This window comes from Pseudomonas sp. JAI115, from assembly GCF_014200835.1.
Classification (GTDB): Bacteria; Pseudomonadota; Gammaproteobacteria; order Pseudomonadales; family Pseudomonadaceae; genus Aquipseudomonas; species Aquipseudomonas putida_A.
On sequence record NZ_JACHCY010000001.1, the window covers coordinates 1,074,871 to 1,101,248 of the forward strand.

Sequence of the window (26,378 nt, forward strand, 5' to 3'; positions counted from 1 at the left end):
CGCACTCGCCTTATGCCTTGGAAAAAAGGCTCGGTTCGGCGTGCACCAAAGCAAAGCGTGGCACCTGCTCGCCGTCAACCTCGACCGACTCGACGAACATGCTCAAAGGGCGCACCCAAAAGCCGTAATCGCCATACAGGGCTTGGTAAAACACCACTTCCTCTTCGGTCTCGGAGTGCCGCGCAACACTGAATACGCGATACTGCGGACCTTTGTAATGTTGGTAGAGCCCAGGTTGTATCGGCATGCTTCGGCCCTCACTCAAATTTTTTCAAAATAAATACAAAAATAAATCCGCAAAAACAAAAACCGGGGCACTGGGCCCCGGCTTCCATCGACGAGACGCTTAAACGCGTTCGAAGACGGTGGAGATGCCTTGGCCGAGACCAATGCACATGGTGGCCACCCCGAAGGTGCCGCCATTCTGCTTCATCACGTTCAGCAAGGTGCCGGAAATACGGGCACCGGAGCAACCGAACGGGTGACCCAGGGCGATCGCGCCGCCGTGCAGGTTAACCTTCTCGTTCATCTTGTCGAGCACTTTCAGATCTTTCAGCACTGGCAGGGCCTGTGCAGCGAAAGCTTCGTTGAGCTCGAAGAAGTCGATATCGTTGATGCCAAGGCCCGCACGCTTCAGGGCTTTTTGTGTAGCCGGCACTGGACCATAGCCCATGATTGCCGGGTCCACACCCGCCACTGCCATCGAACGGATCACCGCCATCGGCTGGATCCCCAGATCCTGTGCACGCTGCGCCGACATCACGATCATGCACGAAGCACCATCGGTGATCTGCGACGAAGTACCGGCTGTCACGGTGCCGCCTTTTGGATTGAAGGCAGGTTTGAGGGCCGCCAGACTTTCCAGGGTGGTTTCCGGACGAATGGTTTCGTCGTAGTCGAACAGCTTCAGGAAGCCGTTTTCGTCGTAGCCCTGCATCGGGATGATTTCGTCTTTGAACTTGCCTTCCACCGTTGCTTTATGGGCGAGCTGGTGGGAGCGCACGCCAAAGGCATCCTGCTGCTCACGAGTGATGCCGTGCATCTTGCCGAGCATTTCAGCGGTGAGGCCCATCATGCCCGAGGCTTTCGCCGCGTACAGCGACATGTGCGGGTTCGGATCGACACCGTGCATCATGCTCACGTGGCCCATATGCTCGACGCCGCCAACCACGAATACGTCACCGTTGCCGGTCATGATCGCTTGCGCTGCAGTGTGCAGGGCGCTCATCGACGAGCCGCACAGACGGCTGACAGTCTGGCCGGCCGAGGTGTGCGGAATCTGGGTCATCAGCGACGCCATGCGCGCGATGTTCCAGCCCTGCTCCAGGGTCTGGTTCACACAGCCCCAAATCACGTCCTCGACTTCAGCAGGATCGACCTTGGCGTTGCGTTCCAGCAGTTTGCTGATCAGGTGCGCCGACATGTCTTCGGCGCGGGTGTTGCGGTGCATGCCGCCCTTGGAGCGGCCCATCGGAGTACGACCGAAGTCGACAATCACGACGTCTCTAGGATTCAAGCTCATAAGTTCACTCTCACTCTAGTTGGGGGCGCTTAACCGAAGAAGCTCTGGCCGTTTTTGGCCATTTCGCGCAGCTTCGCGGTCGGGTGGTACAGCGCGCCCAAATCAGCGTACTGGTCAGCCAGGGCAACGAACTCGGCCACACCGATCGAATCGATGTAGCGCAGCGCACCGCCACGGAATGGAGGGAAACCGATACCGTAGACCAGACCCATGTCGGCTTCGGCGGCGGTTTCAACGATGCCGTCTTCCAGGCAGCGCACGGTTTCCAGGCACAGCGGGATCATCATCCAGTTGATGATGTCTTCGTCAGTGACTTCGCGCTGCTCGTAAACGATCGGCTTGAGCACTTCCAGCACCGACGGATCGGCAACCTTCTTCTGCTTGCCTTTCTTGTCGGCTTCGTAGGCGTAGAAGCCCTTGCCGTTCTTCTGGCCCAGACGCTTGGCCTCGTACAGCACGTCGATGGCCGAGCGACGGTCATCCTTCATGCGATCCGGGAAGCCTTCAGCCATCACGTCGCGACCGTGGTGACCGGTGTCGATGCCGACCACGTCCATCAGGTACGCCGGGCCCATCGGCCAGCCAAATTTTTCCATGACCTTGTCGATGCGGACGAAGTCCACACCAGCGCTCACCAGCTTGGCGAAACCGCCGAAATACGGGAACAGAACGCGGTTGACCAGGAAGCCCGGGCAGTCGTTGACGACGATCGGGTTCTTGCCCATTTTCTTGGCGTAGGCAACGGTAGTGGCAATTGCCAGCTCGCTGGACTTCTCGCCACGGATCACTTCCACCAGCGGCATCATGTGCACCGGGTTGAAGAAGTGCATGCCGACGAAGTTTTCCGGACGCTTGAGGGCCTTGGCCAGCAGGCTGATGGAAATGGTCGAGGTGTTGGACGCGAGGATGGTGTCCTCTTTGACCTTGTCTTCTACTTCAGCCAGCACAGCTTGCTTGACCTTCGGGTTCTCGACCACGGCTTCAACAACCAGATCGACGTGACCGAAGTCGCCGTAGGACAGGGTCGGACGAATGCCGTTGAGCACTTCAGCCATTTTCGCGGCGGTCATGCGGCCTTTGTCAACGCGACCAACCAGCAGTTTGGCGGCTTCGGCCAGCCCCTGCTCGATACCGTTCTCGTTGATGTCCTTCATCAGGATCGGCGTACCTTTGGAGGCCGACTGATAAGCGATGCCGCCACCCATGATGCCGGCGCCCAGTACGGCAGCCTGCTTCACGTCCTTGGCGATTTCGTCGTAGGCCTTGGCCTTTTTCTTCAGCTCCTGATCGTTCAGGAACAGACCGATCAGGCTCTGCGCGGCAGAGGTCTTGGCCAGTTTGACGAAACCGGCGGCTTCGACTTCCAGCGCCTTGTCACGACCGAAGTTCGCGGCTTTCTGGATGGTCTTGATCGCTTCGACCGGCGCCGGGTAATTCGGACCAGCCTGCCCTGCCACGAAACCTTTGGCGGTTTCGAAAGCCATCATCTGTTCAATGGCGTTCAACTTGAGTTTTTCAAGTTTTGGCTGACGCTTGGCCTTGTAATCGAACTCGCCGGAGATGGCGCGCTTGATCAGTTCAAGGGCAGCTTCCTGCAACTTCTCTGGAGCAACCACGGCGTCGACGGCGCTGACTTTCAGCGCATCTTCAGGACGGTTTTCCTTGCCGGCGGCAATCCATTCGATGGCGTTATCGACGCCAATCAGGCGCGGCAGACGCACGGTGCCGCCGAAGCCTGGGTAGATGCCCAGTTTGACTTCCGGCAGACCGATCTTGGCCTTGGTCGACATGACGCGGTAGTCCGCCGCCAGGCACATTTCCAGACCGCCACCCAGGGCGATGCCGTTGATCGCGGCCACGGTCGGAACGTTGAGGTCTTCGAAATCGCTGAAGATCTTGTTGGCTTCGAGATTGCCAGCAACCAGCTCGGCATCCGGCAGCTTGAAGTTGTCGACAAATTCGGTGATGTCGGCGCCGACGATGAACACGTCCTTGCCACTGCTGACGATCACGCCCTTGATCGAAGCATCTGCCTTGATGGTGTCCACGGCCTGACGCAGTTCGTTCAGGGTAAGACGGTTGAACTTGTTGACGGACTCACCCTTGAGGTCGAATTTCAATTCGACGATGCCACTTTCAAGAGCTTTAACCGTGATGGCTTTACCTTCGTAAATCATCAACTGATCTCCACGATATGGAAGCTGAACAGTACACGTCGGACGCAGGTAAATGGCTCGGCAGGACGCTTTTTCGTCGATGCTGACGCCAATCCACCCGGCACACCCGCCAACGCGATAGTCGGGATTCTGTAGGAGCAGTCTGTAAGACAAACGCTCAATTCATACGCCCGTTTGATTTGGGTACGTCACCTTCACGGAATTTCCAACAATTGTCAATCGCCCAAAATACGGGTTGAAATGCGACTTTGTGGTCATTTCCGTTGCACACAGATCCGCAACACGCAGCTGCATGCAAAGCCATTCATAGAATCAATAGTTAGAAAAGTCGCCCTAATTCCCGGCGAGCCTTGTTTAACAGGCTACGCTGGCTGGACTACAGGGAGAATCGCTGACCGCGAAAAGCCAAATCAGCGATAAAAACAGTTACCGGCCTGCCTGGCCACCCCGCCCGATGAATCATGTCGGGCTTTTTATTGCTCGTCTGCCGGACGCTCCCCACCCTTGCAGTGGGAAAAGTCCGCGAGTCAGGCCAGCGCTTTCAGAGTCGCGTCGATATCCTGCAAAACCGTGGCTTCGCCCTTCTCGCCCCAGTACAGCGCGATCATCTGCTTGTCGGCCTCGACCTTGAACACGTTGCCCGGCAACTTTTCGAAATGATCGAGCAGCAACCGGTCCTTGCAGACTTCCTGCCACTGATTGACCCATACCCCCGGCGATTTCTGCCAGTAGGTCCAGCACGCCGGCTGGGTGCCACGCCGCGGCCGATGATATTGCGCGCACGGGCTGGGCGGCTCCTGAGACAGCCAGTGCGGCCACTCCTGAGGCGCCAGCTGCATGGCCAGCCCGATGCGCCGCGCCTCCATGCGCAGGGCCATCCGGCCGCTCTGCACGCGCGATGGGCGCAACCATGCCAGTGGACTCAAAACCACCAGCAGGATTGACACCACCAACCAGACCGTCATATCTCTACTCCCGACTTAAGGTGAGCGCATTGTGTCACTTTGGAACCAATGCGCTTGAAACCAGCCATACTTAACAATATTGAACCGTCACGAGGAGCACCTCATGCCCTACAACCATATCCTGGTCGCCGTAGACCTGACCGAAGAGTGCGACCCTGTGATTCACCGCGCCCGCGAGCTGTCGGCGAGCAATGGCGCCAAGCTGTCGCTGGTGCATATCGTCGAACCGATGGCCATGGCGTTCGGCGGCGATGTGCCGATGGATCTGTCACAACTGCAACAGCAGCAGTTCGATCAGGCCAAGGAGCGTCTTGAGCGCCTGAAAGCCAAATATGCCGAGCTCGAAGGCGCCAATTGCCACCTGACCTATGGCCAGCCACGTCAGGAGATCCATCATTTCGCCAAGGAAAACTCGTGCGATCTTATCGTGGTCGGCAGCCATGGCCGTCACGGTCTGGCACTGTTGCTGGGCTCCACGGCCAACGACGTGCTGCACGGCGCGCCTTGCGATGTTTTGGCGGTACACCTGGTCAAACGTTGAAACACTGATCATTGTGGGAGCGAGCCTGCTCGCGAAGGCGTCGGCACATCAGCATTAATGCCGCATGACATACCGCATTCGCGAGCAGGCTCGCTCCCACATTAGGTCTCCACCCGTATATGAAAAGCCCGGCGCTCATCACTGAGCGTCGGGCTTTTTTGTTACCGGATCAATCAGGCATCCAGCTCGGCCCAACGCTCCACCAGTGCATCCAGCTCAGCCTGCAACTGCTCCAGCGAAGCAATCACCTTGGCCGTTTCTGCTGGCGGACGCTGATAGAAGCCGGCTTCAGCCATCTCGGCCTCGACCGCAGCGATCTGCTGCTCCTTGGCATCGATGTCGCCCGGCAACGCTTCCAGTTCGCGCTGCAGCTTGTAGCTCAGTTTCTTCTTGGCTGCCGGTGCGGCAGCGACAGGTGCGGCAACCACGGCGGGCTCAGCGGTGACCACCGCCGAATTCAGATCAGCCTTGCCCGACTTGCTCTCGGTCACGCCCAGCAGGCGCGGCGAACCTCCCTGACGGATCCAGTCCTGATAGCCACCGACGTATTCACGCACCTTACCTTCACCTTCGAAGACCAAGGTGCTGGTGACCACGTTGTCGAGGAACGCCCGGTCGTGACTGACCATCAGCACAGTGCCGTTAAAGGTCAGCAGCACTTCTTCGAGCAGCTCGAGGGTTTCCACGTCGAGGTCGTTGGTCGGTTCGTCGAGGACCAGCAGGTTCGCCGGTTTGCTGAACAGTTTGGCCAGCAGCAAACGCGCACGCTCGCCACCGGACAGCGCCTTGACCGGCGTGCGCGCACGCTGCGGGCTGAACAGGAAGTCACCGAGGTAGCTCAGGACGTGGCGGCTCTGGCCGTCGATATCGATGAAGTCGCGACCTTCGGCGACGTTGTCGATCACGGTCTTTTCCAGATCCAGCTGATGGCGCAACTGGTCGAAATAGGCCACGTCGATGCGCGTACCCTCTTCCACTTTGCCGCTGGTCGGTTGCAGACCGTTGAGCATCAGTTTGAGCAAGGTGGTCTTGCCGGTACCGTTGGCACCGAGCAGGCCGATCCGGTCGCCGCGTTGCAGGACCATCGAGAAGTCCTTGATCAGGTACGGACCGTCCGGGTGATGGAAGCTGACATTTTCCAGCACCATCACTTGCTTGCCGGACTTGTCGGCAGTTTCCAGCTGGATATTCGCCTTGCCGGTACGCTCGCGACGCTCGCTGCGCTCGACACGCAGGGCTTTAAGGGCGCGCACACGGCCTTCGTTACGGGTACGACGGGCCTTGATGCCCTGACGGATCCACACTTCTTCCTGAGCCAGACGCTTGTCGAACAGCGCGTTGGCGGTTTCTTCAGCGGCCAGCGCGGCTTCTTTGTGCACCAGGAAGCTGGCGTAGTCGCCGTTCCAGTCGATCAGGCCGCCGCGATCCAGTTCGAGGATGCGCGTGGCGAGGTTCTGCAGGAAAGAACGGTCGTGCGTGATGAACAGCACGGCGCCCTGGAAATCCTTCAGGGCTTCTTCGAGCCAGGCAATCGCACCGATGTCCAGGTGGTTGGTCGGTTCGTCGAGCAGCAGCAGATCCGGTTCCGAGACCAGCGCCTGCGCCAGCAGCACGCGACGGCGCCAGCCGCCGGACAACTCGGCGAGGGTCTTGTCGGCCGGCAGTTGCAGGCGGCTCAGAGTGCTGTCGACCAGGGTCTGCAAGCGCCAGCCGTCACGAGCTTCGAGGTCATGCTGAACGTGCATCAGCTTGTCCAGATCGGCGTCGGTAACGATGTTCTGGCTCAGGTGATGGTATTCGGCGAGCAAGGCGCCAACGCCGTCGAGGCCTTCGGCAACCACGTCGAATACGGTCCGCCCGTCGGCCACCGGCAATTCTTGCGGCAATTCACCGATTTTCAGACCGGGGGCACGCCACACCGAGCCGTCATCGGGCTTCTGGTCGCCCTTGACCAGTTTCATCATGCTGGATTTGCCAGTGCCGTTGCGGCCGATGATGCACACCCGCTCACCACGGGCGATCTGCCAGGACACCTTGTCCAACAACGGCATCGCGCCGAATGCAAGGGACACATCGCTGAATTTGAGCAGGGTCATGAGCTTCTCCAAAAACCGGGCGCGCATTCTACCTGAGTTAGCCCCTCAGCAGGCCGGCAATTTGTCTGCCGAAGCACTCTGCACAACATTTGTTGCGAACTTGTGCTGCAAGACTGGCAAAGCTTTCGCCCGTTGCTGGCAAAAGGCTAAGCTACAGACAATTCAGTGCTGGCCGCGGCCGGTGCTTGTCATGATTTCTCTGCCCGGATGTCTCATGCGCAGTCGCCTTTTCAGTGTCTTGTCCTGTTTGCTACTTACCGCCGCTGCCGCTCAATCCGCCCAGGCGGTGGATCTGTCCACCCAACGCCAGTATTACGATGAAGCCAAGCGTGCCTTGGCCAAGGGCGATACCGGCCCGTACTTCCGTTATAGCCAGGCCCTCGCCGATTACCCGCTGGAACCGTATCTGGCCTACGACGAACTGACCGCGCGTCTGAAAACCGCGAGCAACGCCGAAATCGAGAAGTTCCTCGCCGAGCACGGCGACCTGCCCCAGGCCAACTGGATGAAGCTGCGCTGGTTGCGCTGGCTCGCCGACCGTGGCGACTGGGCTACTTTCACCAAATATTACGACCCTAAACTCAACTTCACCGAACTGGACTGCCTCAATGCGCAGTTCCAGATCAGCAGCGGCCACAAGGCCGAGGGCTATGCCAACGCCGACAAACTGTGGCTGACCGGTAAATCGCAACCGGCTGCCTGTGACGGGCTGTTCGGCATCTGGGCCGCCGACGGCCAGTTGACCGAACAGAAACGCTGGGAACGCACCAAACTCGCCGCCCAGGCGCGCAACTATCCACTGGCCAACAGTCTGGTCAACGGCCTGACCACCCTCGCCCCGCGCGGTCGGCTGCTGGTAGATGTGGCGCAGAAACCCGAGCTGCTCAATCAGCCGTCGCGCTTCACCCCGGCCGACGAGCCGATGTCCGACGTGGTCAGCCTCGGCCTGCGCCGCCTCGCCCGTCAGGATCCGGACAAGGCCATGGCCCTGCTCGACGGATACGCCAGCAGCATGCATTTCTCCCGTGACGAGAAAGTCGCGATTGCCCGGGAAATCGGCCTGACCCTGGCCCGGCGTTTCGACAGCCGCGCGCTGGACGTGATGACCACATACGATCCGGAACTGCGTGACAACACCGTGTCCGAATGGCGCCTGCGTTTGCTGCTGCGCCTGGCACGCTGGGACGATGCCTATCAGTTGACTCGTCGTCTGCCACAGGATCTGGCGACCACCAACCGCTGGCGTTACTGGCAGGCCCGCAGCCTGGAACTGGCGCAACCGCAGAACCCGGAAGCGCAGACCCTGTACAAGAATCTGGCGAAGGAACGCGACTTCTACGGTTTCCTCGCTGCCGACCGCTCGCAACTGCCTTACTCGCTGATGAACAAGCCGCTGGTACTCAGTCAAGCCACCATCAACAAGGTGCGTAACACTCCCGGCGTGCGGCGCGCGCTGGAATTCCATGCGCGCGGGCAGATCGTTGACGGTCGCCGCGAGTGGTATCACGTCAGTCGCCATTTCAATCGTGACGAAATGGTCGCTCAGGCCAAACTGGCCTACGACCTGAAATGGTATTTCCCGGCCATCCGCACCATCAGTCAGGCGCAATACTGGGACGACCTGGATATCCGCTTCCCGATGGCCCACCGCGACACCCTGGTGCGTGAAGCCAAGACGCGCGGCCTGCACTCAAGCTGGGTGTTCGCCATCACCCGCCAGGAAAGTGCCTTCATGGACGACGCCCGCTCCGGCGTTGGTGCCAGCGGTCTGATGCAGTTGATGCCCGGCACTGCCAAGGAAACCGCGCGCAAGTTCAGCATCCCGCTGGCCTCGCCGCAGCAAGTGCTTGATCCGGACAAGAACATCCAGCTCGGCGCCGCTTACCTGAGCCAGGTGCACAGCCAGTTCAACGGCAACCGCGTGCTCGCCTCCGCCGCCTACAACGCCGGCCCCGGCCGTGTGCGCCAGTGGCTGCGCGGTGCCGATCACCTGAGCTTCGATGTGTGGGTGGAAAGCATCCCGTTCGACGAAACCCGCCAGTACGTGCAGAACGTGCTGTCGTACTCGGTGATCTACGGGCAGAAGCTCAATTCGCCGCAACCGCTGGTGGATTGGCATGAACGGTATTTCGACGATCAATGACAGGTGCTGAATACCTGAAATGAAAAATGCCCGCATCAATCGATGCGGGCATTTTTTTGTCTTCAGCAAAGATCTGCGGCAGTTCCTACACCGCCACTGCATGCCCGTCGTTGAACTGCAGCGCTGCCAACCGCGCATACAGCGGATTGCTTACGATCAGTTCCTGATGGGTACCGATGGCCACCAGGCTACCCTGATCCATCACGGCGATCCGGTCGGCGTTTTTCACTGTGGCCAGGCGATGCGCGATTACCAATGTGGTGCGATTTTTCATCAGGCTTGGCAACGCTTCCTGAATCAAGTGCTCGCTCTGCGCATCGAGGGCGCTGGTGGCTTCGTCCAGCAGCAGAATCGGCGCATCCACCAGCAACGCGCGGGCAATCGCCAGGCGTTGACGCTGGCCGCCGGAAAGTCCGAGGCCGGCGTCCCCCAAGTGGGTCTGATAGCCATTGGGCATCTTCTCGATGAAGTCATGGGCGTGGGCAATTCTTGCCGCTTCCTTGACCTGTTCCAGCGTCGCATCTGCATTGCCGTAACGAATATTCTCTTCGACGCTGCCGAAAAACAGCGCAGGCGATTGCGAGACCAGGGCGAAATTGCGCCGCAGATCCAGCGGGTCGAGGCTGGTCAGCGGCACACCGTCTATCAGAATCCGCCCTTCAAGCGGGTCGTAGAAGCGCAACAGCAAGTCATACACCGTGGACTTGCCGGCCCCGGATGGCCCGACAAGGGCCAGGGTCTCGCCGGCCCTGATGGTCAGGCTCAAGCCGTTGACGGCGTAGCTGTCCGGACGTGACGGGTAGGAGAAACGCACATTCTGCAATTGCAGCTCGCCCTTGATCCGTTCTGGCAATGTCACCAGTCCGATGCTCGGTGGCTGGATGATGTTCTGCGAACTGAGCAGTTCCGCAATGCGCTCGGCGGCACCCGCCGCACGCTGCAACTCGCCGATGACTTCACTCAACGTGCCGATCGCACTGCCGACGATCAGGCTGTAGAAAACGAATGCTGCCAGCTCACCACCGGTAATGCGCCCGGCAATCACGTCCATGCCGCCGACCCACAACATCACCGCTACCGCGCCGAGCACCAGCACGATCACCACGGTGATCATCCAGGAGCGCTGAAAGATGCGCTTGCGCGCGGTATCGAACGCGTCCTCGACCGTCGTGGCAAAACGCCGCTCGTCCTGCACCTGATGGTTGTAGGCCTGCACGGTCTTGATCTGGCCAAGGGTCTCGGAAACATAGCTGCCGATGTCGGCGACCCGATCCTGGCTCAACCGCGACAGATTGCGCACGCGCCGACCGAAAATCAGAATCGGCGCGACCACGAACGGCAAGGCAATCACCACGATGCTGGTGAGTTTCGGGTTGGTGATAAACAGCAGGACCACCCCGCCGATCACCATCAACAGGTTGCGCAAAAACATCGACAGTGACGAGCCGATCACCGATTGCAGCAACGTGGTGTCGGCAGTCAGCCGGGACTGAATCTCCGAACTGCGGTTGTTTTCGTAAAATCCAGGGTGCAGATACACCAGATGGTTGAACACCTCGCGCCGGATATCCGCCACACAGCGCTCACCGATCCACGACACCCAGTAAAAACGCGCGAACGTGCCGACTGCCAGGCCCAGCACCATCAGCATGAAGATACCGATGCTCTGGTTCAGTTGGTGCGGCGACTGCGTCATGAAGCCCCGATCGACCAGCAATTTGATCCCCTGCCCCATCGACAAAGTGACGGCCGCGGTGACGATCAACGCCAGCAGCGCAGCGCCGACTTGCCAACGATAAGGCGCCAGAAACCGGCTGGTCAGGCTCAGCGCTCGACGGTGCCGGGAAGAAAGCTTCGAGATCATTCAGGTACACATCCGTGTTGGTGAAAGGGCTAGCCTAAACCTTCTATGGGGCGGAACTCTGTAAATCACAATGAGTCAGGTTAAATATGCCCCCAAAGACTAGGCCATAGTTGCTATTGGTCTAATGTCCCGGTTGAGACGAGCGGTCATTTCTGTTGGACTGGAGGTGCCGCTTTTGACAGACCCAAGGGTGTTGTCACAGCCTGGTCACGTGGCGGTTTTAATCTACGTGCACAACCTGATGAGGAGACAGGCCATGTCCTTGCAACACAGCAGCGATGACAAGATTCAAGTGATCCGCACCAAGCCCGGCCAACCTCTGGGTTGCTCGATTATCGACAAGGATGGGCGTGAAGTACCGATCACTGAAGACATGATCCAGGACGCGTGCCGCGAACTGGAGAAGCGATTGGTCAAGCCTGCCGAACAAAAGTGATATAGCCACCGTCTTCCTGACCCGGCCCCTGTTTGGCCGGGTTTTTTCTGCCTGCCGTTTTGTTCTGCGCAGGGATTTTCAGACAGCCACCGCCCCCAGCGCCGACACAATCTGTTGCAACTGCGGCGAATCACCGTCGATCCGCACCTTCAGCCCCTCGATCTCGCGCCGCAACGGATACTGCTTGCGCAACACATCGAAGGCCGCACGCTGTTCAGTGACATTGCCTACAAGACTGCGACGAAAATCCGCGTCATCACGGCGCGGGTCGTACACCCCGCGGCACAGCATCGCCAGCGCCCAGGCCGGATCGCTGTCGGCGTGCAGGGTCACTTCTGACAGCCAGGATGCCGGCAACAAGTCACTGAGCTGGATGCTCGGCAGTTGACCGATAAATGCGCAATAAGCCTGATAAATCTGCGCCGTCCCGCGCTGTTTGCCATCGAGGCTGTAACCGGCAATGTGCGGCGTGGCGAGCACGCAGAGTTCGGCGAGGGCGACATCGACTTCAGGCTCGGCTTCCCAGACGTCGAGCACCGCTTGCAGGTCTTCACGCGCAAGCAGCACTTTGCGCAACGCAGCGTTATCCACCACCGGGCCACGCGCGGCATTGATCAGCCAGGTGCCGGGTTGGAGCTGTTGCAAACGCTGTTCGTCAAACAGATGCCAAGTCGCGCCTTCGCCGGTACGGGTCAGCGGCGTGTGCAGGCTGATCACGTCGCACTGCTCGATGATCTGCTCGAGGCTGACGTAATCGCCGCCCTCGGCTGCCTGACGCGGCGGATCGCAAACTTTGACATTCCAGCCCAGGCCCTTGAGGACCTTGATCAACCGGCCGCCGACTTCACCGGCACCGATGACGCCGTAAGTACGTTGTGGCAGATCTACGCCTTCAATTTCCGCCAAAGTCATCAGGCTGCCCAGCACGTAATCGACCACGCCCCGCGCATTGCAACCAGGCGCGCTGGACCAGCTGATGCCGGCCTCGTTGAAATAATCGAGATCGAGGTGATCGGTACCAATGGTGCAGGTGCCGACGAAACGCACTTTGCTGCCTTCAAGCAACGCGCGGTTGACGTTGGTCACCGAGCGCACCAGCAACACATCGGCCTGCTCGACCGTTGCACGATCGATGGAACGGCCCGGCACCCGGCGGATCTCGCCGAAACCGGCAAAAAAGGCATCGAGCAGCGGAATATTTTCGTCGGCAACAATCAGCATGGCGGGCTCCTTGAGGGGATCGGCAGTTTAGGTGCAGATCCACCGTTGGGCCAGCGCCACAGTGGATGGCATCGATGATTACAAATCCGCAACAGAGGATTTTTCCTGACTGTCACGTCAGCGGCGTAGAATGCGGCGCCTTGCGCATCAACACCTGTGGACGCTTTGCCTGTGAATTCTGTTACTGATCAACCTCTCGCTGCCTCACTCACCCGCCCCGCGCGAATTCGCCTGGAGTTCAGGAACCTGCTCGCCCTGGCCTTGCCGATCATCATCGCGCAACTGGCGACTACCGCGATGGGCTTCGTCGATGCGGTGATGGCCGGCCGTGTCGGGCCGAAAGATCTGGCGGCGGTAGCGCTGGGCAACTCGATCTGGGTCCCGGTGTTTCTGCTGATGACCGGCACCCTGCTGGCCACCACGCCGAAAGTCGCCCAGCGTTTTGGCGCTGGCACCCACAGCGAAATCGGCCCGATCGTGCGTCAGGCGCTGTGGCTTGGGCTGGTGGTGGGCCTGATCGCGACAGCGATGCTGGTCGCCGCCGAACCGGTGCTGCACCTGATGAAGGTCGATCCCGAGCTGATCGGCCCGTGCATGCAATACCTGCACGGCATTGCCAGCGGTCTGCCAGCGGTGGCGTTCTATCACGTGCTGCGCTGCACCAGTGACGGCATCGGCCGCACTCGCCCGGCGATGGTGCTGGGGCTGTGCGGTCTGGCGCTGAACATTCCGCTGAACTACATCTTCATCTATGGTCACTTCGGCGTGCCGGCCATGGGCGGCGTGGGTTGCGGTTGGGCCACGGCAATCGTGATGTGGGTCATGGCGCTGGGGCTGGCCGGTTACGAGCGCTGGGCGCCGGCCTATCGTTCAAGTGAAATCTTCAGCCGCTTCGACTGGCCACAATGGGCGGTGATCAAGCGTCTGCTGGCAATCGGTCTGCCAATTGGCATCGCCGTTTTTGCCGAGTCGAGCATCTTTGCGGTGATCGCCCTGCTGATCGGCAGCCTCGGCGCCACCGTGGTGGCCGGGCATCAGATCGCGCTGAACGTCAGCTCGCTGGTGTTCATGATTCCGTATTCGCTGGGCATGGCGGTGACCGTACGCGTCGGCCAGGCACTGGGCCGTGAAGAGCCGCGTGAAGCACGCTTTGCCGCCGGTGTCGGCATGGGGACTGCGCTGGCCTACGCCTGTATTTCGGCGAGCATGATGCTGTTGCTGCGCGAGCCGATTGCGTCGATCTATACGGCTGATCCGACGGTGATCCACATCGCGGCGATGCTGATTGTGTACTCGGCGCTGTTTCAGTTTTCCGATGCGATCCAAGTGACGGCTGCCGGCGCTCTGCGCGGTTATCAGGACACCCGGGTGACGATGATCCTGACCCTGTTCGCCTACTGGGGCATCGGCCTGCCGGTGGGCTACGCCCTTGGCCTGACCGACTGGCTCGGCGAACCGCGTGGCCCGAGCGGCTTGTGGCAGGGTTTGATCGTCGGTTTGAGCTGCGCGGCACTCATGCTGTCGATCCGCCTGACCCGCAGCGCGCGCAAACGTATTCGGATCAGTCGCAGCGCCGGCTAAAACCCTTACGCAGGATAAAAAAAATGTGGGAGCGGGCTTGCTCGCGAAAGTGGTGTTTCAGTCGACATTTACAGTGACTGACACACCGCTTTCGCGAGCAAGCCCGCTCCCACATTGGGTTTTGCGTTTGCCTGAGGGTCAGGCTTGTTTCTTGCGGATCCAGTACAGATAAGTACCAGCCTCTTCGTGCTGGCCCACCAGTTCGTGGTCGAGAAACACGCAGAACTTGGGAATGTCGCGACGGGTCGAGGGATCGGTGGCAATCACCTTGAGCAGGCCGCCAGGTACCAGGTCACGGATGTGCTGGTGCAGCATCATCACCGGCTCCGGGCAATTGAGGCCGGTGGCGTCGAGGGTGCCGTCTACCGGGGTATCGATCATTTCACTCATGATTCACTCCTGAAACTGGCCGGCATTGTCGCGCATTGCCGGGGGCTCAGTCATCTGTAGCGAGGGGATTTATCCCCTCACCACAGAGATCATTTCCACAGGGTTTAGTGGTGACTTAGCGGGATTTGGCTTTCTTGATGTCATGCCGACGCAAATGGCAGGTCACTTCCTCGCGGTCGTGATACAGCTGCTTGCAACCAATATCGACCTTGATCCCGCGCGCCTTGAAGCCATCGGCGATGCGTTCGAGCAAGCGCTTCACTTCGGCATAGCGCTGTTTCATCGGCAGTTTGAGGTTGACCACCGCTTCGCGGCAGTGGCCCTCGCCGATCCATTCTTCAAGCATCGCCGCGTTACGCGCCGGCTTCTCGACGATGTCGCAGACCATCCAGTCCACCGGCTGCTTGGGCTTGAAGGTGAAGCCGTCGGCCATCAAGTGCTGCACCAGCCCGGTGTCCATCAGACTTTCAGCCATCGGGCCGTTGTCGATGGCGGTCACCAGCATGCCACGGTTGACCAATTGCCAGGTCCAGCCGCCCGGTGCTGCGCCGAGATCGACGCCGGTCATGTCGCTGTGCAGGCGCTCGTCCCACTGATCACGCGGGATGAAGTGGTGCCAGGCCTCCTCCAGCTTCAAGGTCGAACGGCTGGGTGCCTCGCGCGGAAACTTCAGGCGCGGAATGCCCATCGGCCACATCGCCGAGTTGCCGGCATCCGCCATGCCGAGGAACACTTCGCGACCACTTTTGAAGGTCAGCAGCAGGCGCGGTTTGCTCGCGTCGTCCACCAGTTTACCGGCACCGGTCAGCGCCTTGCGCAGCGGGCCTTCGAATTTCTTGCAGAAGTTCGACAGCTCTTTACCGTCGTTGGTGTCGACCACTTCCAGCCACAGGCTGCCGCAGACCGGGAAGTCCGCCATGTGCTCGAGGATCACGCTGATACGGTCGGTTTCCGGCAGATTGATGAAGACGCCGCGCGCCCATTGCCGCGGGAAAATCAGCTCGGCGAAGCGTTGGCCGCGCATCAGGCGCTCGGCACCGTCTGCTTCGGTGCAGACAAACTCGGCGTACGCGGTGGCCGGTTTGGCCTTGGCGTAACCGGCGACGTTGAGTTGGGCGGCGAGGTCGGAAATCTCCGAACAGACTTCGCCTTCGAAGCCTGGCCGGCAATGCATGAATAGGGTGTTCATTCTTACTCCTGGGCAGAGGGCGGACATTCGGCCCCTGCACGCTGCTCAAGCCTTGCGGTGAAGCAAAGCCTGTCACGAAAACCGGCGCATGATAGCCGATGTCGGAACCTTGGACTTGCCCATAGAGTCCAGTTATTAGCCAGCTACTGAAAACAGGGCTACGTTGATAGCTCTGCCCGTCCCCTCAATCCGTAGCCGTGCGGATTCAAAGGAGTGATCGTAATGCCGTCCCTCGATAGTCTGAAGACCCTTAAAACTCTACAAATCGACGATAAGACCTACCACTATTTCAGCCTGCCCGATGCCGCCAAGAGCCTTGGCAATATCGACCAGCTACCGATGTCGCTGAAAGTCCTGCTGGAAAACCTGCTGCGCTGGGAAGATGAAAAAACTGTCACTGGCGCCGACCTCAAGGCCATCGCTGCCTGGCTCAAGGAGCGCCGCTCCGACCGGGAAATCCAGTACCGCCCGGCTCGGGTATTGATGCAAGATTTTACCGGTGTACCTGCGGTGGTGGATCTCGCCGCGATGCGCGCCGCCATGGCCAAGGCCGGCGGTGATCCGCAGCGAATCAACCCGCTGTCGCCGGTGGATCTGGTGATCGACCACTCGGTGATGGTCGACAAATTCGCCACCCCGAGCGCCTTCGAACAGAACGTCGACATAGAGATGCAGCGCAACGGCGAGCGTTATGCGTTCCTGCGCTGGGGTCAGAGCGCCTTCGACAACTTCAGCGTGGTGCCGCCGGGTACCGGGATCTGCCACCAGGTCAACCTCGAATACCTCGGGCGCACGGTATGGACCAAGGATGAGGACGGCCGCACCTACGCCTTTCCCGACACGTTGGTCGGCACCGACTCCCACACCACCATGATCAACGGCCTCGGCGTACTTGGCTGGGGCGTCGGCGGGATCGAGGCGGAAGCCGCGATGCTCGGCCAACCGGTGTCGATGCTGATTCCGGAAGTGATCGGTTTCAAACTCACCGGCAAACTCAAGGAAGGCATCACCGCCACCGACCTGGTGCTGACCGTCACGCAGATGCTGCGCAAAAAAGGGGTGGTCGGCAAATTCGTCGAATTCTACGGTGACGGTCTCGCCGATCTGCCACTGGCCGACCGCGCGACCATCGCCAACATGGCCCCGGAATACGGCGCGACCTGCGGCTTCTTCCCGGTCGATGACGTAACCCTCGAATACCTGCGCTTGTCTGGTCGCCCGGCCGAAGTGGTGAAACTGGTCGAGGCCTACTCCAAGGCCCAAGGCCTGTGGCGCCTTCCCGGTCAGGAACCGGTGTTTACCGACAGCCTGGCGCTGGACATGGGCAGCGTCGAAGCCAGCCTGGCCGGGCCAAAGCGCCCGCAGGATCGGGTTTCGCTGCCGAACGTGGCGCAGGCCTTCAGTGACTTCATGGACCTGCAATTCAAGCCCACCAGCAAGGAAGAAGGTCGCCTGGAAAGCGAGGGTGGTGGTGGCGTGGCCGTGGGCAACGCCGATCTGGTCGGCGAAACCGAGTACGAATACGAAGGCCACACCTATCGCCTGAAAAACGGCGCGGTGGTGATTGCCGCGATCACCTCCTGCACCAACACCTCAAACCCGAGCGTGATGATGGCGGCCGGTCTGCTAGCGAAAAAAGCCGTGGAGAAAGGCCTGACCCGCAAGCCGTGGGTGAAGAGTTCGCTGGCACCCGGTTCGAAAGTGGTCACCGACTACTACAAGGCGGCGGGGCTGACGCAATACCTTGATCAACTCGGGTTCTCGTTGGTCGGTTATGGCTGCACCACCTGTATCGGCAACTCCGGGCCGTTGCCGGAGCCGATCGAAAAAGCCATTCAGAAAGCCGACCTCACCGTGGCGTCGGTGCTCTCCGGCAACCGCAACTTCGAAGGCCGGGTGCATCCGCTGGTCAAGACCAACTGGCTGGCCTCGCCACCGCTGGTGGTCGCCTACGCCTTGGCCGGCAGCGTGCGCACCGACATCAGCACTGAACCGCTGGGTAACGACCAGCAAGGCAATCCGGTTTACCTGCGCGACATCTGGCCGAGCAGCAAGGAAATCGCCGAGGCGGTGAATCAGGTGAACACCGCGATGTTCCAAAAGGAATACGCCGAAGTGTTTGCCGGCGACGAGCAATGGCAAGCGATCCAGGTGCCGCAGGCCGCCACCTATGTGTGGCAGGACGATTCGACCTACATCCAGCATCCACCGTTCTTCGACGACATTTCCGGACCGTTGCCGGTGATCACCGACGTCAAGGGCGCGCGGGTTCTGGCGCTGTTGGGCGATTCGGTAACCACTGACCACATCTCCCCTGCAGGTAACATCAAAGCTGACAGTCCGGCCGGGCGCTATCTGCGCGAAAAAGGCGTGGAGCCGCGGGACTTCAACTCCTATGGCTCACGGCGTGGCAACCACGAAGTGATGATGCGCGGCACATTCGCCAACATCCGCATTCGTAACGAGATGCTCGGCGGCGAAGAAGGTGGCAACACAATCTACATCCCGAGCGGCGAGAAAATGCCGATTTATGATGCCGCCATGCTGTATCAGGCCTCGGGCACGCCGCTGGTGGTGATCGCCGGTCAGGAATACGGTACCGGCTCCAGCCGTGACTGGGCGGCCAAAGGCACCAACCTGCTGGGCGTCAAAGCGGTGATCGCTGAAAGCTTCGAGCGTATCCACCGTTCCAACCTGGTGGGCATGGGCGTGTTGCCGCTGCAGTTCAAGCTCGATCAGAACCGCAAGAGCCTGAACCTCACCGGCAAGGAAACCCTGGATATTCAGGGCCTGACCGGTGTCGAGCTGACCCCGCGCATGAACCTGACGCTGGTGATCACCCGTGAAGACGGGCGCCAGGAGAAAATCGAGGTGCTGTGCCGCATTGATACATTGAATGAGGTGGAGTACTTCAAGTCCGGCGGGATTCTGCACTACGTGTTGCGGCAGCTGATCGCCTCTTGATTGCTTGATTCCTGTGGTGAGGGGATTCATCCCCGATGGACTGCGCAGCAGGCCCTTTTTTGAGGTCGCTTCGCTACCCATCGGGGATAAATCCCCTCGCTACAGGTGCTCGACACAAGCCTTCAGCGCTTTTGTACAGGCGAAAAAAAACCCGCCGAAGCGGGTTTTTCCCAAGACCATTATCGACTCCCTGTCGGCAGCGATCCTTGCTATGGTCGATCATCCGTGATCCTGAAACACTCCCTGTGTCTCAGTTGATGGGTGTAGATTACGCCGTGGATCCAATCGGCAATAGTCGCAAAAGCTACCACCGCGTGTAAGACATTCGCTATACCAGCCCTTCCGAAAACCCTTAGCCCTCTCAGTCATCCAGCAGGCAAGCGGCGATTTGCGCGACCTGCAGCTGTTGGGCAGCCTGTTGCTGCGCATCGTCCTCCAGGAACCAGGCGGCCGACAATCCGGCAAACGCCAGCACCCATTGCAGCAAGCGTCGGCGATCAAGCCCGGACGCCTCGACGATCACCTCAACCTGCCGGCGCAATCGCTGTGAATCGCCAGCCGTCGGCAAGTCCGGGTTGCAGATCAGGTTGGCGTAGTCATAACCGCGCTCGCCGCGTATTCGTTTGGGATCAATAGCGAGCCAGCCGTGTGCAGCGAAATCGAGAACATTGTCGTGGTGCATGTCACCGTGCAGCACCACCACGTCCTGCGGATCTGCGAGCAAGGCTTCAGCCGCTCGCAGGCTCAGGGCATAGGTCCCGCCATGTTCGGCCGCGGCCACGCGCAGCGAGGCGAACCACGGTGCCAGCTCCACCAGCGGCGGTGGCGGCGTCGGGCGCGGCGCATGCAAGCGCGCTAGTGTCGTGCACATGATCTGCGTGGCTTCGTCGTCTTCACCGTTGAGCGCCATGTGCATCAACGAACGCCGGCCCATGGCCCGTTCCAGCAACAAACCTTCCTCGTGATGGGCCAGCACCTGCGCTGCGCCCTCACCGTCCCACCAAGTCATCAGTCGATTGCCGAATTGCTCGTCGGTATCCAGCGCAACCTTGAGCATGGCCGGCGTTTCGCCAAAACGCACCGGCAACAGACGGCTGCCGGGGGTGATGATCGGCTCACCGTCCGGCACCAGCGCCCAGCGTTGCAACCAGGGTTCGAAGATTGCGCAGTCAGTCACCGTCACGCTCGCGCGCCTTCGCGCTTTCGGCGAGAAACTGTTCAAGTCGACTCAGCTGTTCCTCCCAGCCACGGCTGTCCATGTAATACGCCTCCTTCTGTCGTACATCGGGAATGTGCGCGAAGCCGGACTCGGACACTTTGAGCAAAGTGCCGCCCTCGTAATCCTGCAGCTCGAACTTGACCAGCGTCGTCGGCTCCTGTGAATAGTCGATCTTTGGATTGACTGCGTAGGGGTGCCAGCGAAACGAAAACAACTGCTGTGGCTCGACCCGCTCGACGAGCACGTTCCACAACACATGCTCATAACCTGGATAGGTGACCTGCCCTTGCGTCCATTCCCCGGCAATGAACCGCCTGCCCTCCAGCGCTACACCAAACCACTGGCCAAACGCCTCGGCATCAACCAATGCGCGCCAGACATAAGAACGCGGCGCCTTCAGCGTGATTTTGCGTTCGAAACTATTGGGTACCGGCTTCATAAGTCACCTCCTGTTTTGAACAGTAGGCTTGTATGACCACATGTCCAACCTGAAGTTGTATCAAAGGGCTGCACCTGTTCAGTCCAAAGGAAACATTCGGCGGCATTTCCGATCGTTGAATGAGTGAATGACTGACGCAACCCTCTCGCTGAACCTGTTACCTTTTCCAGCGAAATGGAAACAAACAAGGACGAAGCATGCAGCCATCTCTATCCGAACGTTATCGCGGCGCTCTGCTCGGTCTCGCTTGCGGCGACGCCGTCGGCACCACGGTGGAGTTCAAGCCACGAGGCTCATTCCAGCCGCTGACGGACATGGTCGGCGGTGGCCCCTTTCACTTGAAGCCCGGACAATGGACGGATGACACCTCGATGGCGCTGTGCCTGGCGGAGAGTCTTCTGAGCAAAAACACATTCGATGCGGCGGACCAGATGGGACGCTATCTGAACTGGTGGCGGTGGGGATATCTCAGCTCGACGGGGGATTGTTTCGATATTGGAATGACCGTCAGTCAGGCACTGTCGCAGTATCAGCAAACCGGTCAGCCCTTTGCCGGGTCAACCGACCCGTTTACCGCCGGCAACGGCTCGCTCATGCGTTTGGCGCCGGTGGTGCTGTTTTTCTTCCCTGACGTCCAGCAGATTCGCCAGTTCGCCAGCGACAGTTCGCGGACAACCCACGCGGCCCCTGAAGCCATCGAATGCTGTCAATTGTTTGCCGAACTGATCGCCAACGCGCTGTTCGGTACCTGCAAAAACGAACTGTGCAGGCTGCCGCGCTCAGCTTTCACTGAGCCTAAAGTTGCCGCGATTGCTCGGGGAGATTATCTGGCCAAATCAGTCAATGATATCCGTGGCAGCGGCTACAGCGTTGAGTCGTTGGAAGCCGCGCTGTGGTGTTTTCATCACACCGACAGTTTTACAGCGGCGATTCTGCAAGCCGCCAACCTCGGCGATGATGCTGACACCACTGCCGCGATCGTCGGTCAATTGGCCGGGGCCTATTATGGCGTTCGGGCGATTCCTGCTCACTGGCTGGAAATACTTCATGACGGCGAGGAGATTGCAGCCACAGCGGATCGCCTGCTCGAAGCCTCCCGACTGCGCGTTCCTGAATAGAAGCACCACAGCCGCTAAACTGCTCTGCACTTTCATCCGACACAGTGAGATTAACCATGTTCCAACGCCTGCTCCTGGCCCTGACACCCGTCCTGTTCACGCCTCTCGCCCACGCGGCCGTCGACTGCGCCAACGCCAGCGATCAGGCCACCATGAACCAGTGCGCCGGGCAGGAATTCAAGGCAGCGGACAAGCAGCTGAACGCGGTGTATCAGCAGATCACCAGTCGTTTGAAGGACAACGCCGACAGCAAAAAGCTTCTGGTGAGCGCGCAGCGGGCGTGGATCGGCTTTCGTGATGCCGAATGCAAGTTTTCCGCGTCCGGTGTGGACGGCGGGAGTGTTTATCCATTGATTTACAGCAATTGCCTGACCGAGGTGACAAAGGTGCGGGTCGAGGCGCTGAAGCAGTATTTGAAGTGTCAGGAAGGTGACATGAGTTGCCCGGTGCCAGGGGCCTGATGTTGCAGGAGTTTCAGTTTTGCCAACAGGTTTGTTGATTCCACACTTGAAACACCTGTCGCGCGCTGGCCAGCCTACCGACTCCCCGCACCATGCGAGCGACCATACGGCGCCGGATTAGAAGAGGATGCTCAAGCATCAAAATCAAAAATTAATTATTGTAATTAGATAATTTATCATCGAGAATTCGCTACCAAATTGTAGCAACCAGGAATTTTCATGAGTACTCACATCAACGGATTGGCGCTGCAGCGCATGCATTGGATAGGGCTGCTGGCAGCAATTCTCGTCTGGGTTCTGGGGGTAACGGAGGTCGGCGGCAACGCAACGATCTGGTTCTTCAAAAAGGATGAAATGCTGGCGGGCCTGCTCTATGCCTTTGCTGAGGGCTCGCCGCAATTGCTTGACCCGTTTGTCGAAGGTGCACTGCTTGATCCCGACACCTGGCTGTCATCAACGGTCACGGCGCTGATCGTCTTTCTGGATTTCCTGCCCGTGGTCCTGTCGGCTTACGCGTTATGGCTGACCGGTTTGTTCTTTTTGCGCTTGTCGCGCGGCGAAACCTGGACCGACCGCAACATCAGGGTTCTCTGGCGAGTAGGCGTGCTCTGCATCGTTTCTCCGGCAACCTACCCGCTAATAGAGACCTTGCAAGGTCTGGCGTTGTCGATAGATCTGCCGCCGGGGGATCGGATTTTCCAGTTCTCGATCGGCATGTCTTCCGCTTCTGCCTACGAAATAATCAAAGGCGTATTACTCTGTATTTTTTCAATTATCATGCGTGACGCAAAAGTACTCAGCGATGAGCAAAGCCAATACATATAGAACAATATAATGACCATTATTGTCCGCCTTGACGTAGTCATGGCCACGCAAAAAATTCGTTCAAAAGAGTTAGCCGCCCTGCTCGGGATCACCGAGGCGAATCTGTCATTGCTCAAAAACGGCAAAGTCAAAGGCGTGAAGATGGCAACTCTGGACAAGCTCTGCGCTGCGCTCGATTGCCAGCCTGGCGATCTGCTGGAATACCAGAAAGACTAGCCCGCTGGCGGCGGTTTATTTATCGCCCCCTCATCCGTTTAACTTTTATTCAATCCTTAGTTGCAAGGCGTCTTTGTCATGTCCCGTTATTTGTTCTGCGTCCTATTAATGCTGACCGCGTTGCTTGGCGGCTGCGCCACGCAAATAGACGTAGCACTCAACGCAATACCTGATCCGGACTATCAGTTCGATCGAAAGGCAACCGTGCTGGTGACCTCGGCCAACGGCGCCGATGAGAACGCACTGAATGCCCGCTACTATCTTCGCGACATGGTCAACGCACTGAAAGACAGAGGCTTTCAGGAGGTTTATACCGACGCCAGCCTGCCCAGGAATCACGCGCCGATCAAAATGATCATTACTCTCGATATCGGCAGCCGGCAAGTGTCTTACCGCTATACCGCCACCGACTATGGGCAAGTGCCGACCAGCACTACGACCGTGTGCAAGAACGCCAAGAAGAAAGATGACCGACTGACCTGCACCAGTAAGCCCAATACGACCTATGGCCCGGTGGGAACTTCAGAGCGTATCGGCTACACAACCCTCAGTACGTTCATTGCCACCGCCCGGGATGAAGCGAGCAAGCGCACGGTGTATCTGCTGCGGGCGTCGTCTTATAACGAGGACTGTCAGGCCGCCAAGGTCGAAGCGTTTCTGGTCGAGCAGGGCCTGCAGAATTTGAACTTCCAGGATCGCATGCAACGCAACTACAGCGTCACGATGCCCGAGGGTTACAGCTGCAAGTAGTCAGTTGCCCAAACGTAAGAGCTTCACAGCTCAGCCGGCGTGAGGCGGTGCTGTGAAGCTGACTCCGTTAGACGTGGGGATCACCCGGCGGCTTGGCCGGCGCCGCGTATTGCGGCTTGAGGTGGCCGTCCTGGTCCAGTAACCAGGCGTCCATGATCTGCCGCACCACAGGCCCGGCCACTCGACCACCGGCCTCACCGTTTTCGATCATCACCGAGATGGCGATTTTCGGGTGCTCCGCCGGAGCGAAACCAACAAACAAGGCGTTGTCGCGATGGCGCTCAAGAGTTTTCTCCCGGTTGTAGCGCTCGCCTTGCTTGATCGCTACCACTTGCGCGGTACCACTCTTACCGGCAATGCGATACTGCGCTCCTGCCGCTGCGGCGCGCGCGATACCCCGGGCATCGTGCATCACCATCTGCATGCCGTGGTTGACCTGATCCCAGTCACGCGGGTTTTTCAGCAGGATATTCGGCATCGGATGCTCGTCGACCGGTGCCACGCCATCGACCGTTTTCGCCAGGTGCGGGCGATTCCATACGCCCTTGTTGGCAATCAGCGCGGTGGCCTGAGCCAGTTGCAACGGCGTAACCTGCATATAACCCTGGCCGATACCCAGAATCACCGTTTCCCCAGGGAACCACGCCTGACGACGTGTGGCACGTTTCCAGGCCTGAGATGGCATCAAACCGGGCGACTCTTCGAACATGTCCAGCGAGACTTTTTCGCCGAGGCCGAACATCGCCATATAGTCGTGCAGACGATCGATGCCGAGCTTGTGTGCCAGGTCGTAGAAGTAGGTGTCGTTGGAGCGCATGATCGCCGCGTCCATGTCCACCCAGCCATCGCCACTGTGGTTCCAGTTGCGGTACTTGTGATCGAAATCCGGGAGTTGGTAGTAGCCTGGGTCGAAGACGCGGGTCTGCGGCGTCACGACACCGGCATCGAGGCCGGCGATTGCCACTTCCGGCTTGATGGTCGAACCCGGCGCATAAAGGCCGCGCAACACACGGTTGAACAGCGGGCGGTCGATGGAATCGCGTAGCGCCGAGTACTCCTTGGAGCTGATACCGGTCACGAACAGGTTCGGGTCGAAACTCGGATTGCTGACCATGGCCAGCACTTCACCCGTGGATGGATCAAGCGCGACCACCGACCCACGACGATCGCCCAGCGCGGCTTCGGCAGCCTCCTGCAGTTTGACATCGAGACTCAGAACAATGTTTTTGCCAGGCACTGGATCGGTGTGCTTGAGCACTCGCAGCACGCGGCCTTGGGCGTTGGTTTCTACCTCTTCATAACCGACGTGGCCGTGCAGCTGCGCTTCGTAGAAGCGTTCAATGCCGGTTTTACCGATGGATTGTGTGCCACGATATTCAACCGAATCGAGGGTCTTGGATTCTTTTTCGTTGATCCGGCCAACGTAGCCGATCGAATGCGCGAAGTGCGCCCCCAACGGGTAATGCCGAACGAACTGCGGCTCGACATCGAGGCCAGGCAAACGGAACTCGTTAACCGCCAACACGGCGATTTGTTCCTCCGTCAGCTCGTAGAACAGTGTCACCGGGGTGAATGGGTGACGGGACTGCTTCAGGGCCTTATCGAAAACCGTACGATCTTCGGCGGGTAAATGCAGCAGATTAATTACCTCGTCCAGCTCCTGATTAACATCAGTGGCGCGTTCGCGGGTAATGATCAGGTTGTAACTGGGACGGTTATCAGCGAGCAGCACACCATTGCGATCGTAGATCAGGCCTCTTGTCGGCGGAATCGGCAAGACGTGCACGCGGTTGTTTTCAGAGATAGTCGAGTGGTAGTCGTATTCAACCACTTGCAGGATGTACAGGCGCACCACCAGCGCGCAGCTGATAGCAAAGACGAACAGAGCGCAGGCGATCAACCGCTTGTTGACCAGACGCGTCTCTTTTTCGTGATCCTTGATCGGGATGGGTTCAGGCATTTCTACAGCAACTCTTTGACATAAATTGAGTGCCGATCCGTGGGCATGACATCAGTCCGTTAAAAAACGAGCTGCACCATACCAAAAACCGAGTGGTCACTTCAGAAGGATTTTCCCTAATGGCAGTCCCGGCGACGGTTGGAACTCTCGTGCCGTCTGACTCTGGCGAGAGAAGCACTTTCCTGCGGGCAAAACAAAACCCCAACTGCTTTCGCAATTGGGGTTTCGGAATTTAATCTTGACGATGACCTACTCTCACATGGGGAAACCCCACACTACCATCGGCGATGCATCGTTTCAC

The 26,378-nt window shown here is 59.2% G+C and carries 22 protein-coding genes; 10 read left to right on the forward strand and 12 right to left on the reverse strand.

What is annotated here, in order from left to right; all coding sequences use genetic code 11:
* Positions 1 to 10: 10 nt before the first annotated feature.
* From HDC30_RS04935 to HDC30_RS04950, 4 genes are all read right to left on the reverse strand, one after another.
* Positions 11 to 247 carry a DUF1653 domain-containing protein gene (locus HDC30_RS04935; RefSeq protein WP_027611446.1) on the reverse strand — a complete coding sequence of 79 codons (237 nt, stop codon included), beginning with the start codon at positions 245 to 247 and terminating at the stop codon, positions 11 to 13.
* Positions 248 to 346: 99 nt separating this feature from the next.
* On the reverse strand, positions 347 to 1,522 hold the full coding sequence (gene fadA / locus HDC30_RS04940; protein ID WP_047600135.1) for an acetyl-CoA C-acyltransferase FadA: 1,176 nt from the start codon (positions 1,520 to 1,522) through the stop codon (positions 347 to 349).
* Between the two features lie 29 nt (positions 1,523 to 1,551).
* Entirely contained in the window at positions 1,552 to 3,699 is a 2,148-nt protein-coding gene (gene fadB, locus HDC30_RS04945) for a fatty acid oxidation complex subunit alpha FadB (protein ID WP_027611445.1), read from the reverse strand.
* A 527-nt stretch (positions 3,700 to 4,226) separates the two neighbouring features.
* Positions 4,227 to 4,664 (reverse strand): hypothetical protein, encoded by a 438-nt coding sequence (locus HDC30_RS04950; RefSeq protein WP_183781244.1) that lies wholly within the window; start codon positions 4,662 to 4,664, stop codon positions 4,227 to 4,229.
* A gap of 103 nt (positions 4,665 to 4,767) precedes the next feature.
* Between HDC30_RS04950 and HDC30_RS04955 the strand changes: the two genes are divergently transcribed.
* A complete protein-coding gene (locus HDC30_RS04955) occupies positions 4,768 to 5,205 on the forward strand; it encodes a universal stress protein (RefSeq protein ID WP_027611443.1) in 438 nt (145 codons plus the stop codon).
* A gap of 173 nt (positions 5,206 to 5,378) precedes the next feature.
* Here HDC30_RS04955 and HDC30_RS04960 read toward each other — a convergent pair whose 3' ends face one another.
* Entirely contained in the window at positions 5,379 to 7,301 is a 1,923-nt protein-coding gene (locus tag HDC30_RS04960; protein ID WP_166497692.1) for an ATP-binding cassette domain-containing protein, read from the reverse strand.
* A gap of 214 nt (positions 7,302 to 7,515) precedes the next feature.
* On the opposite strand from HDC30_RS04960, the gene HDC30_RS04965 reads away from it, so the two are divergent.
* Positions 7,516 to 9,444: a transglycosylase SLT domain-containing protein gene (locus HDC30_RS04965; RefSeq protein WP_183781247.1), complete on the forward strand. Its 1,929-nt coding sequence runs from the start codon at positions 7,516 to 7,518 to the stop codon at positions 9,442 to 9,444.
* A gap of 85 nt (positions 9,445 to 9,529) precedes the next feature.
* Here the strand turns inward: HDC30_RS04965 and HDC30_RS04970 are convergent, their stop codons facing one another.
* The gene (locus HDC30_RS04970) at positions 9,530 to 11,308 is read right to left on the reverse strand and encodes an ABC transporter transmembrane domain-containing protein (protein ID WP_183781250.1); all 1,779 of its coding nucleotides are present in this window, start codon (positions 11,306 to 11,308) and stop codon (positions 9,530 to 9,532) included.
* Between the two features lie 256 nt (positions 11,309 to 11,564).
* Between HDC30_RS04970 and HDC30_RS04975 the strand changes: the two genes are divergently transcribed.
* Complete coding sequence (locus HDC30_RS04975) at positions 11,565 to 11,744, forward strand: PA1571 family protein (RefSeq protein WP_027611439.1); 180 nt, start codon at positions 11,565 to 11,567, stop codon at positions 11,742 to 11,744.
* A gap of 78 nt (positions 11,745 to 11,822) precedes the next feature.
* On the opposite strand, the gene pdxB is transcribed toward HDC30_RS04975, so the two are convergent.
* Positions 11,823 to 12,965 (reverse strand): 4-phosphoerythronate dehydrogenase PdxB, encoded by a 1,143-nt coding sequence (gene pdxB / locus HDC30_RS04980; RefSeq protein WP_183781253.1) that lies wholly within the window; start codon positions 12,963 to 12,965, stop codon positions 11,823 to 11,825.
* Between the two features lie 171 nt (positions 12,966 to 13,136).
* On the opposite strand from pdxB, the gene HDC30_RS04985 reads away from it, so the two are divergent.
* Positions 13,137 to 14,546 (forward strand): MATE family efflux transporter, encoded by a 1,410-nt coding sequence (locus tag HDC30_RS04985; protein ID WP_183781255.1) that lies wholly within the window; start codon positions 13,137 to 13,139, stop codon positions 14,544 to 14,546.
* Positions 14,547 to 14,684: 138 nt separating this feature from the next.
* On the opposite strand, the gene tusA is transcribed toward HDC30_RS04985, so the two are convergent.
* Together tusA and rlmM are read right to left on the reverse strand one after the other, a co-directional pair.
* Positions 14,685 to 14,936, reverse strand: coding sequence for a sulfurtransferase TusA (gene tusA, locus HDC30_RS04990; protein ID WP_003226616.1), 252 nt, complete (start codon positions 14,934 to 14,936; stop codon positions 14,685 to 14,687).
* Between the two features lie 115 nt (positions 14,937 to 15,051).
* Positions 15,052 to 16,125 (reverse strand): 23S rRNA (cytidine(2498)-2'-O)-methyltransferase RlmM, encoded by a 1,074-nt coding sequence (gene rlmM / locus HDC30_RS04995; RefSeq protein ID WP_096797183.1) that lies wholly within the window; start codon positions 16,123 to 16,125, stop codon positions 15,052 to 15,054.
* Between the two features lie 222 nt (positions 16,126 to 16,347).
* On the opposite strand from rlmM, the gene acnA reads away from it, so the two are divergent.
* Positions 16,348 to 19,089 (forward strand): aconitate hydratase AcnA, encoded by a 2,742-nt coding sequence (gene acnA, locus HDC30_RS05000; RefSeq protein ID WP_183781258.1) that lies wholly within the window; start codon positions 16,348 to 16,350, stop codon positions 19,087 to 19,089.
* Positions 19,090 to 19,450: 361 nt separating this feature from the next.
* Here the strand turns inward: acnA and HDC30_RS05005 are convergent, their stop codons facing one another.
* Both HDC30_RS05005 and HDC30_RS05010 read right to left on the reverse strand, forming a co-directional pair.
* Entirely contained in the window at positions 19,451 to 20,272 is an 822-nt protein-coding gene (locus tag HDC30_RS05005) for an aminoglycoside phosphotransferase family protein (protein ID WP_183781261.1), read from the reverse strand.
* Positions 20,259 to 20,747 (reverse strand): SRPBCC family protein, encoded by a 489-nt coding sequence (locus HDC30_RS05010; RefSeq protein ID WP_183781264.1) that lies wholly within the window; start codon positions 20,745 to 20,747, stop codon positions 20,259 to 20,261. Before HDC30_RS05010 ends, HDC30_RS05005 begins: the two co-directional genes overlap by 14 nt.
* A gap of 197 nt (positions 20,748 to 20,944) precedes the next feature.
* On the opposite strand from HDC30_RS05010, the gene HDC30_RS05015 reads away from it, so the two are divergent.
* The 5 genes from HDC30_RS05015 to HDC30_RS05035 all read left to right on the forward strand — a co-directional run bounded on the left by HDC30_RS05015 (position 20,945) and on the right by HDC30_RS05035 (position 24,117).
* Complete coding sequence (locus tag HDC30_RS05015) at positions 20,945 to 21,865, forward strand: ADP-ribosylglycohydrolase family protein (protein ID WP_183781267.1); 921 nt, start codon at positions 20,945 to 20,947, stop codon at positions 21,863 to 21,865.
* A gap of 56 nt (positions 21,866 to 21,921) precedes the next feature.
* Entirely contained in the window at positions 21,922 to 22,326 is a 405-nt protein-coding gene (locus HDC30_RS05020; protein WP_183781270.1) for a lysozyme inhibitor LprI family protein, read from the forward strand.
* 219 nt (positions 22,327 to 22,545) lie between these two features.
* Positions 22,546 to 23,151 carry a DUF2975 domain-containing protein gene (locus HDC30_RS05025; RefSeq protein WP_095140016.1) on the forward strand — a complete coding sequence of 202 codons (606 nt, stop codon included), beginning with the start codon at positions 22,546 to 22,548 and terminating at the stop codon, positions 23,149 to 23,151.
* 9 nt (positions 23,152 to 23,160) lie between these two features.
* Complete coding sequence (locus HDC30_RS05030) at positions 23,161 to 23,367, forward strand: helix-turn-helix transcriptional regulator (protein WP_003226632.1); 207 nt, start codon at positions 23,161 to 23,163, stop codon at positions 23,365 to 23,367.
* A 78-nt stretch (positions 23,368 to 23,445) separates the two neighbouring features.
* Positions 23,446 to 24,117, forward strand: a complete 672-nt coding sequence (locus HDC30_RS05035) for a hypothetical protein (RefSeq protein WP_183781273.1) — start codon at positions 23,446 to 23,448, stop codon at positions 24,115 to 24,117.
* 67 nt (positions 24,118 to 24,184) lie between these two features.
* On the opposite strand, the gene mrdA is transcribed toward HDC30_RS05035, so the two are convergent.
* A complete protein-coding gene (mrdA, locus tag HDC30_RS05040; RefSeq protein ID WP_150369307.1) occupies positions 24,185 to 26,077 on the reverse strand; it encodes a penicillin-binding protein 2 in 1,893 nt (630 codons plus the stop codon).
* Positions 26,078 to 26,378: the final 301 nt, after the last annotated feature.

Excerpts from the sequence above, each read along its gene's own strand:
- HDC30_RS04965 (WP_183781247.1), top strand. The coding sequence starts at position 7,516 with ATGCGCAGTCGCCTTTTCAGTGTCTTGTCCTGTTTGCTACTTACCGCC.
- fadB (WP_027611445.1), bottom strand. The coding sequence starts at position 3,699 with ATGATTTACGAAGGTAAAGCCATCACGGTTAAAGCTCTTGAAAGTGGC.
- HDC30_RS05020 (WP_183781270.1), top strand. The coding sequence starts at position 21,922 with ATGTTCCAACGCCTGCTCCTGGCCCTGACACCCGTCCTGTTCACGCCT.
- rlmM (WP_096797183.1), bottom strand. The coding sequence starts at position 16,125 with ATGAACACCCTATTCATGCATTGCCGGCCAGGCTTCGAAGGCGAAGTC.
- HDC30_RS04955 (WP_027611443.1), top strand. The coding sequence starts at position 4,768 with ATGCCCTACAACCATATCCTGGTCGCCGTAGACCTGACCGAAGAGTGC.
- fadA (WP_047600135.1), bottom strand. The coding sequence starts at position 1,522 with ATGAGCTTGAATCCTAGAGACGTCGTGATTGTCGACTTCGGTCGTACT.
- tusA (WP_003226616.1), bottom strand. The coding sequence starts at position 14,936 with ATGAGTGAAATGATCGATACCCCGGTAGACGGCACCCTCGACGCCACC.
- pdxB (WP_183781253.1), bottom strand. The coding sequence starts at position 12,965 with ATGCTGATTGTTGCCGACGAAAATATTCCGCTGCTCGATGCCTTTTTT.
- HDC30_RS05035 (WP_183781273.1), top strand. The coding sequence starts at position 23,446 with ATGTCCCGTTATTTGTTCTGCGTCCTATTAATGCTGACCGCGTTGCTT.
- HDC30_RS04960 (WP_166497692.1), bottom strand. The coding sequence starts at position 7,301 with ATGACCCTGCTCAAATTCAGCGATGTGTCCCTTGCATTCGGCGCGATG.
- HDC30_RS04950 (WP_183781244.1), bottom strand. The coding sequence starts at position 4,664 with ATGACGGTCTGGTTGGTGGTGTCAATCCTGCTGGTGGTTTTGAGTCCA.
- mrdA (WP_150369307.1), bottom strand. The coding sequence starts at position 26,077 with ATGCCTGAACCCATCCCGATCAAGGATCACGAAAAAGAGACGCGTCTG.
- HDC30_RS05010 (WP_183781264.1), bottom strand. The coding sequence starts at position 20,747 with ATGAAGCCGGTACCCAATAGTTTCGAACGCAAAATCACGCTGAAGGCG.
- HDC30_RS05015 (WP_183781267.1), top strand. The coding sequence starts at position 20,945 with ATGCAGCCATCTCTATCCGAACGTTATCGCGGCGCTCTGCTCGGTCTC.
- HDC30_RS04935 (WP_027611446.1), bottom strand. The coding sequence starts at position 247 with ATGCCGATACAACCTGGGCTCTACCAACATTACAAAGGTCCGCAGTAT.
- acnA (WP_183781258.1), top strand. The coding sequence starts at position 16,348 with ATGCCGTCCCTCGATAGTCTGAAGACCCTTAAAACTCTACAAATCGAC.
- HDC30_RS04975 (WP_027611439.1), top strand. The coding sequence starts at position 11,565 with ATGTCCTTGCAACACAGCAGCGATGACAAGATTCAAGTGATCCGCACC.
- HDC30_RS05025 (WP_095140016.1), top strand. The coding sequence starts at position 22,546 with ATGAGTACTCACATCAACGGATTGGCGCTGCAGCGCATGCATTGGATA.
- HDC30_RS04970 (WP_183781250.1), bottom strand. The coding sequence starts at position 11,308 with ATGATCTCGAAGCTTTCTTCCCGGCACCGTCGAGCGCTGAGCCTGACC.
- HDC30_RS05030 (WP_003226632.1), top strand. The coding sequence starts at position 23,161 with ATGACCATTATTGTCCGCCTTGACGTAGTCATGGCCACGCAAAAAATT.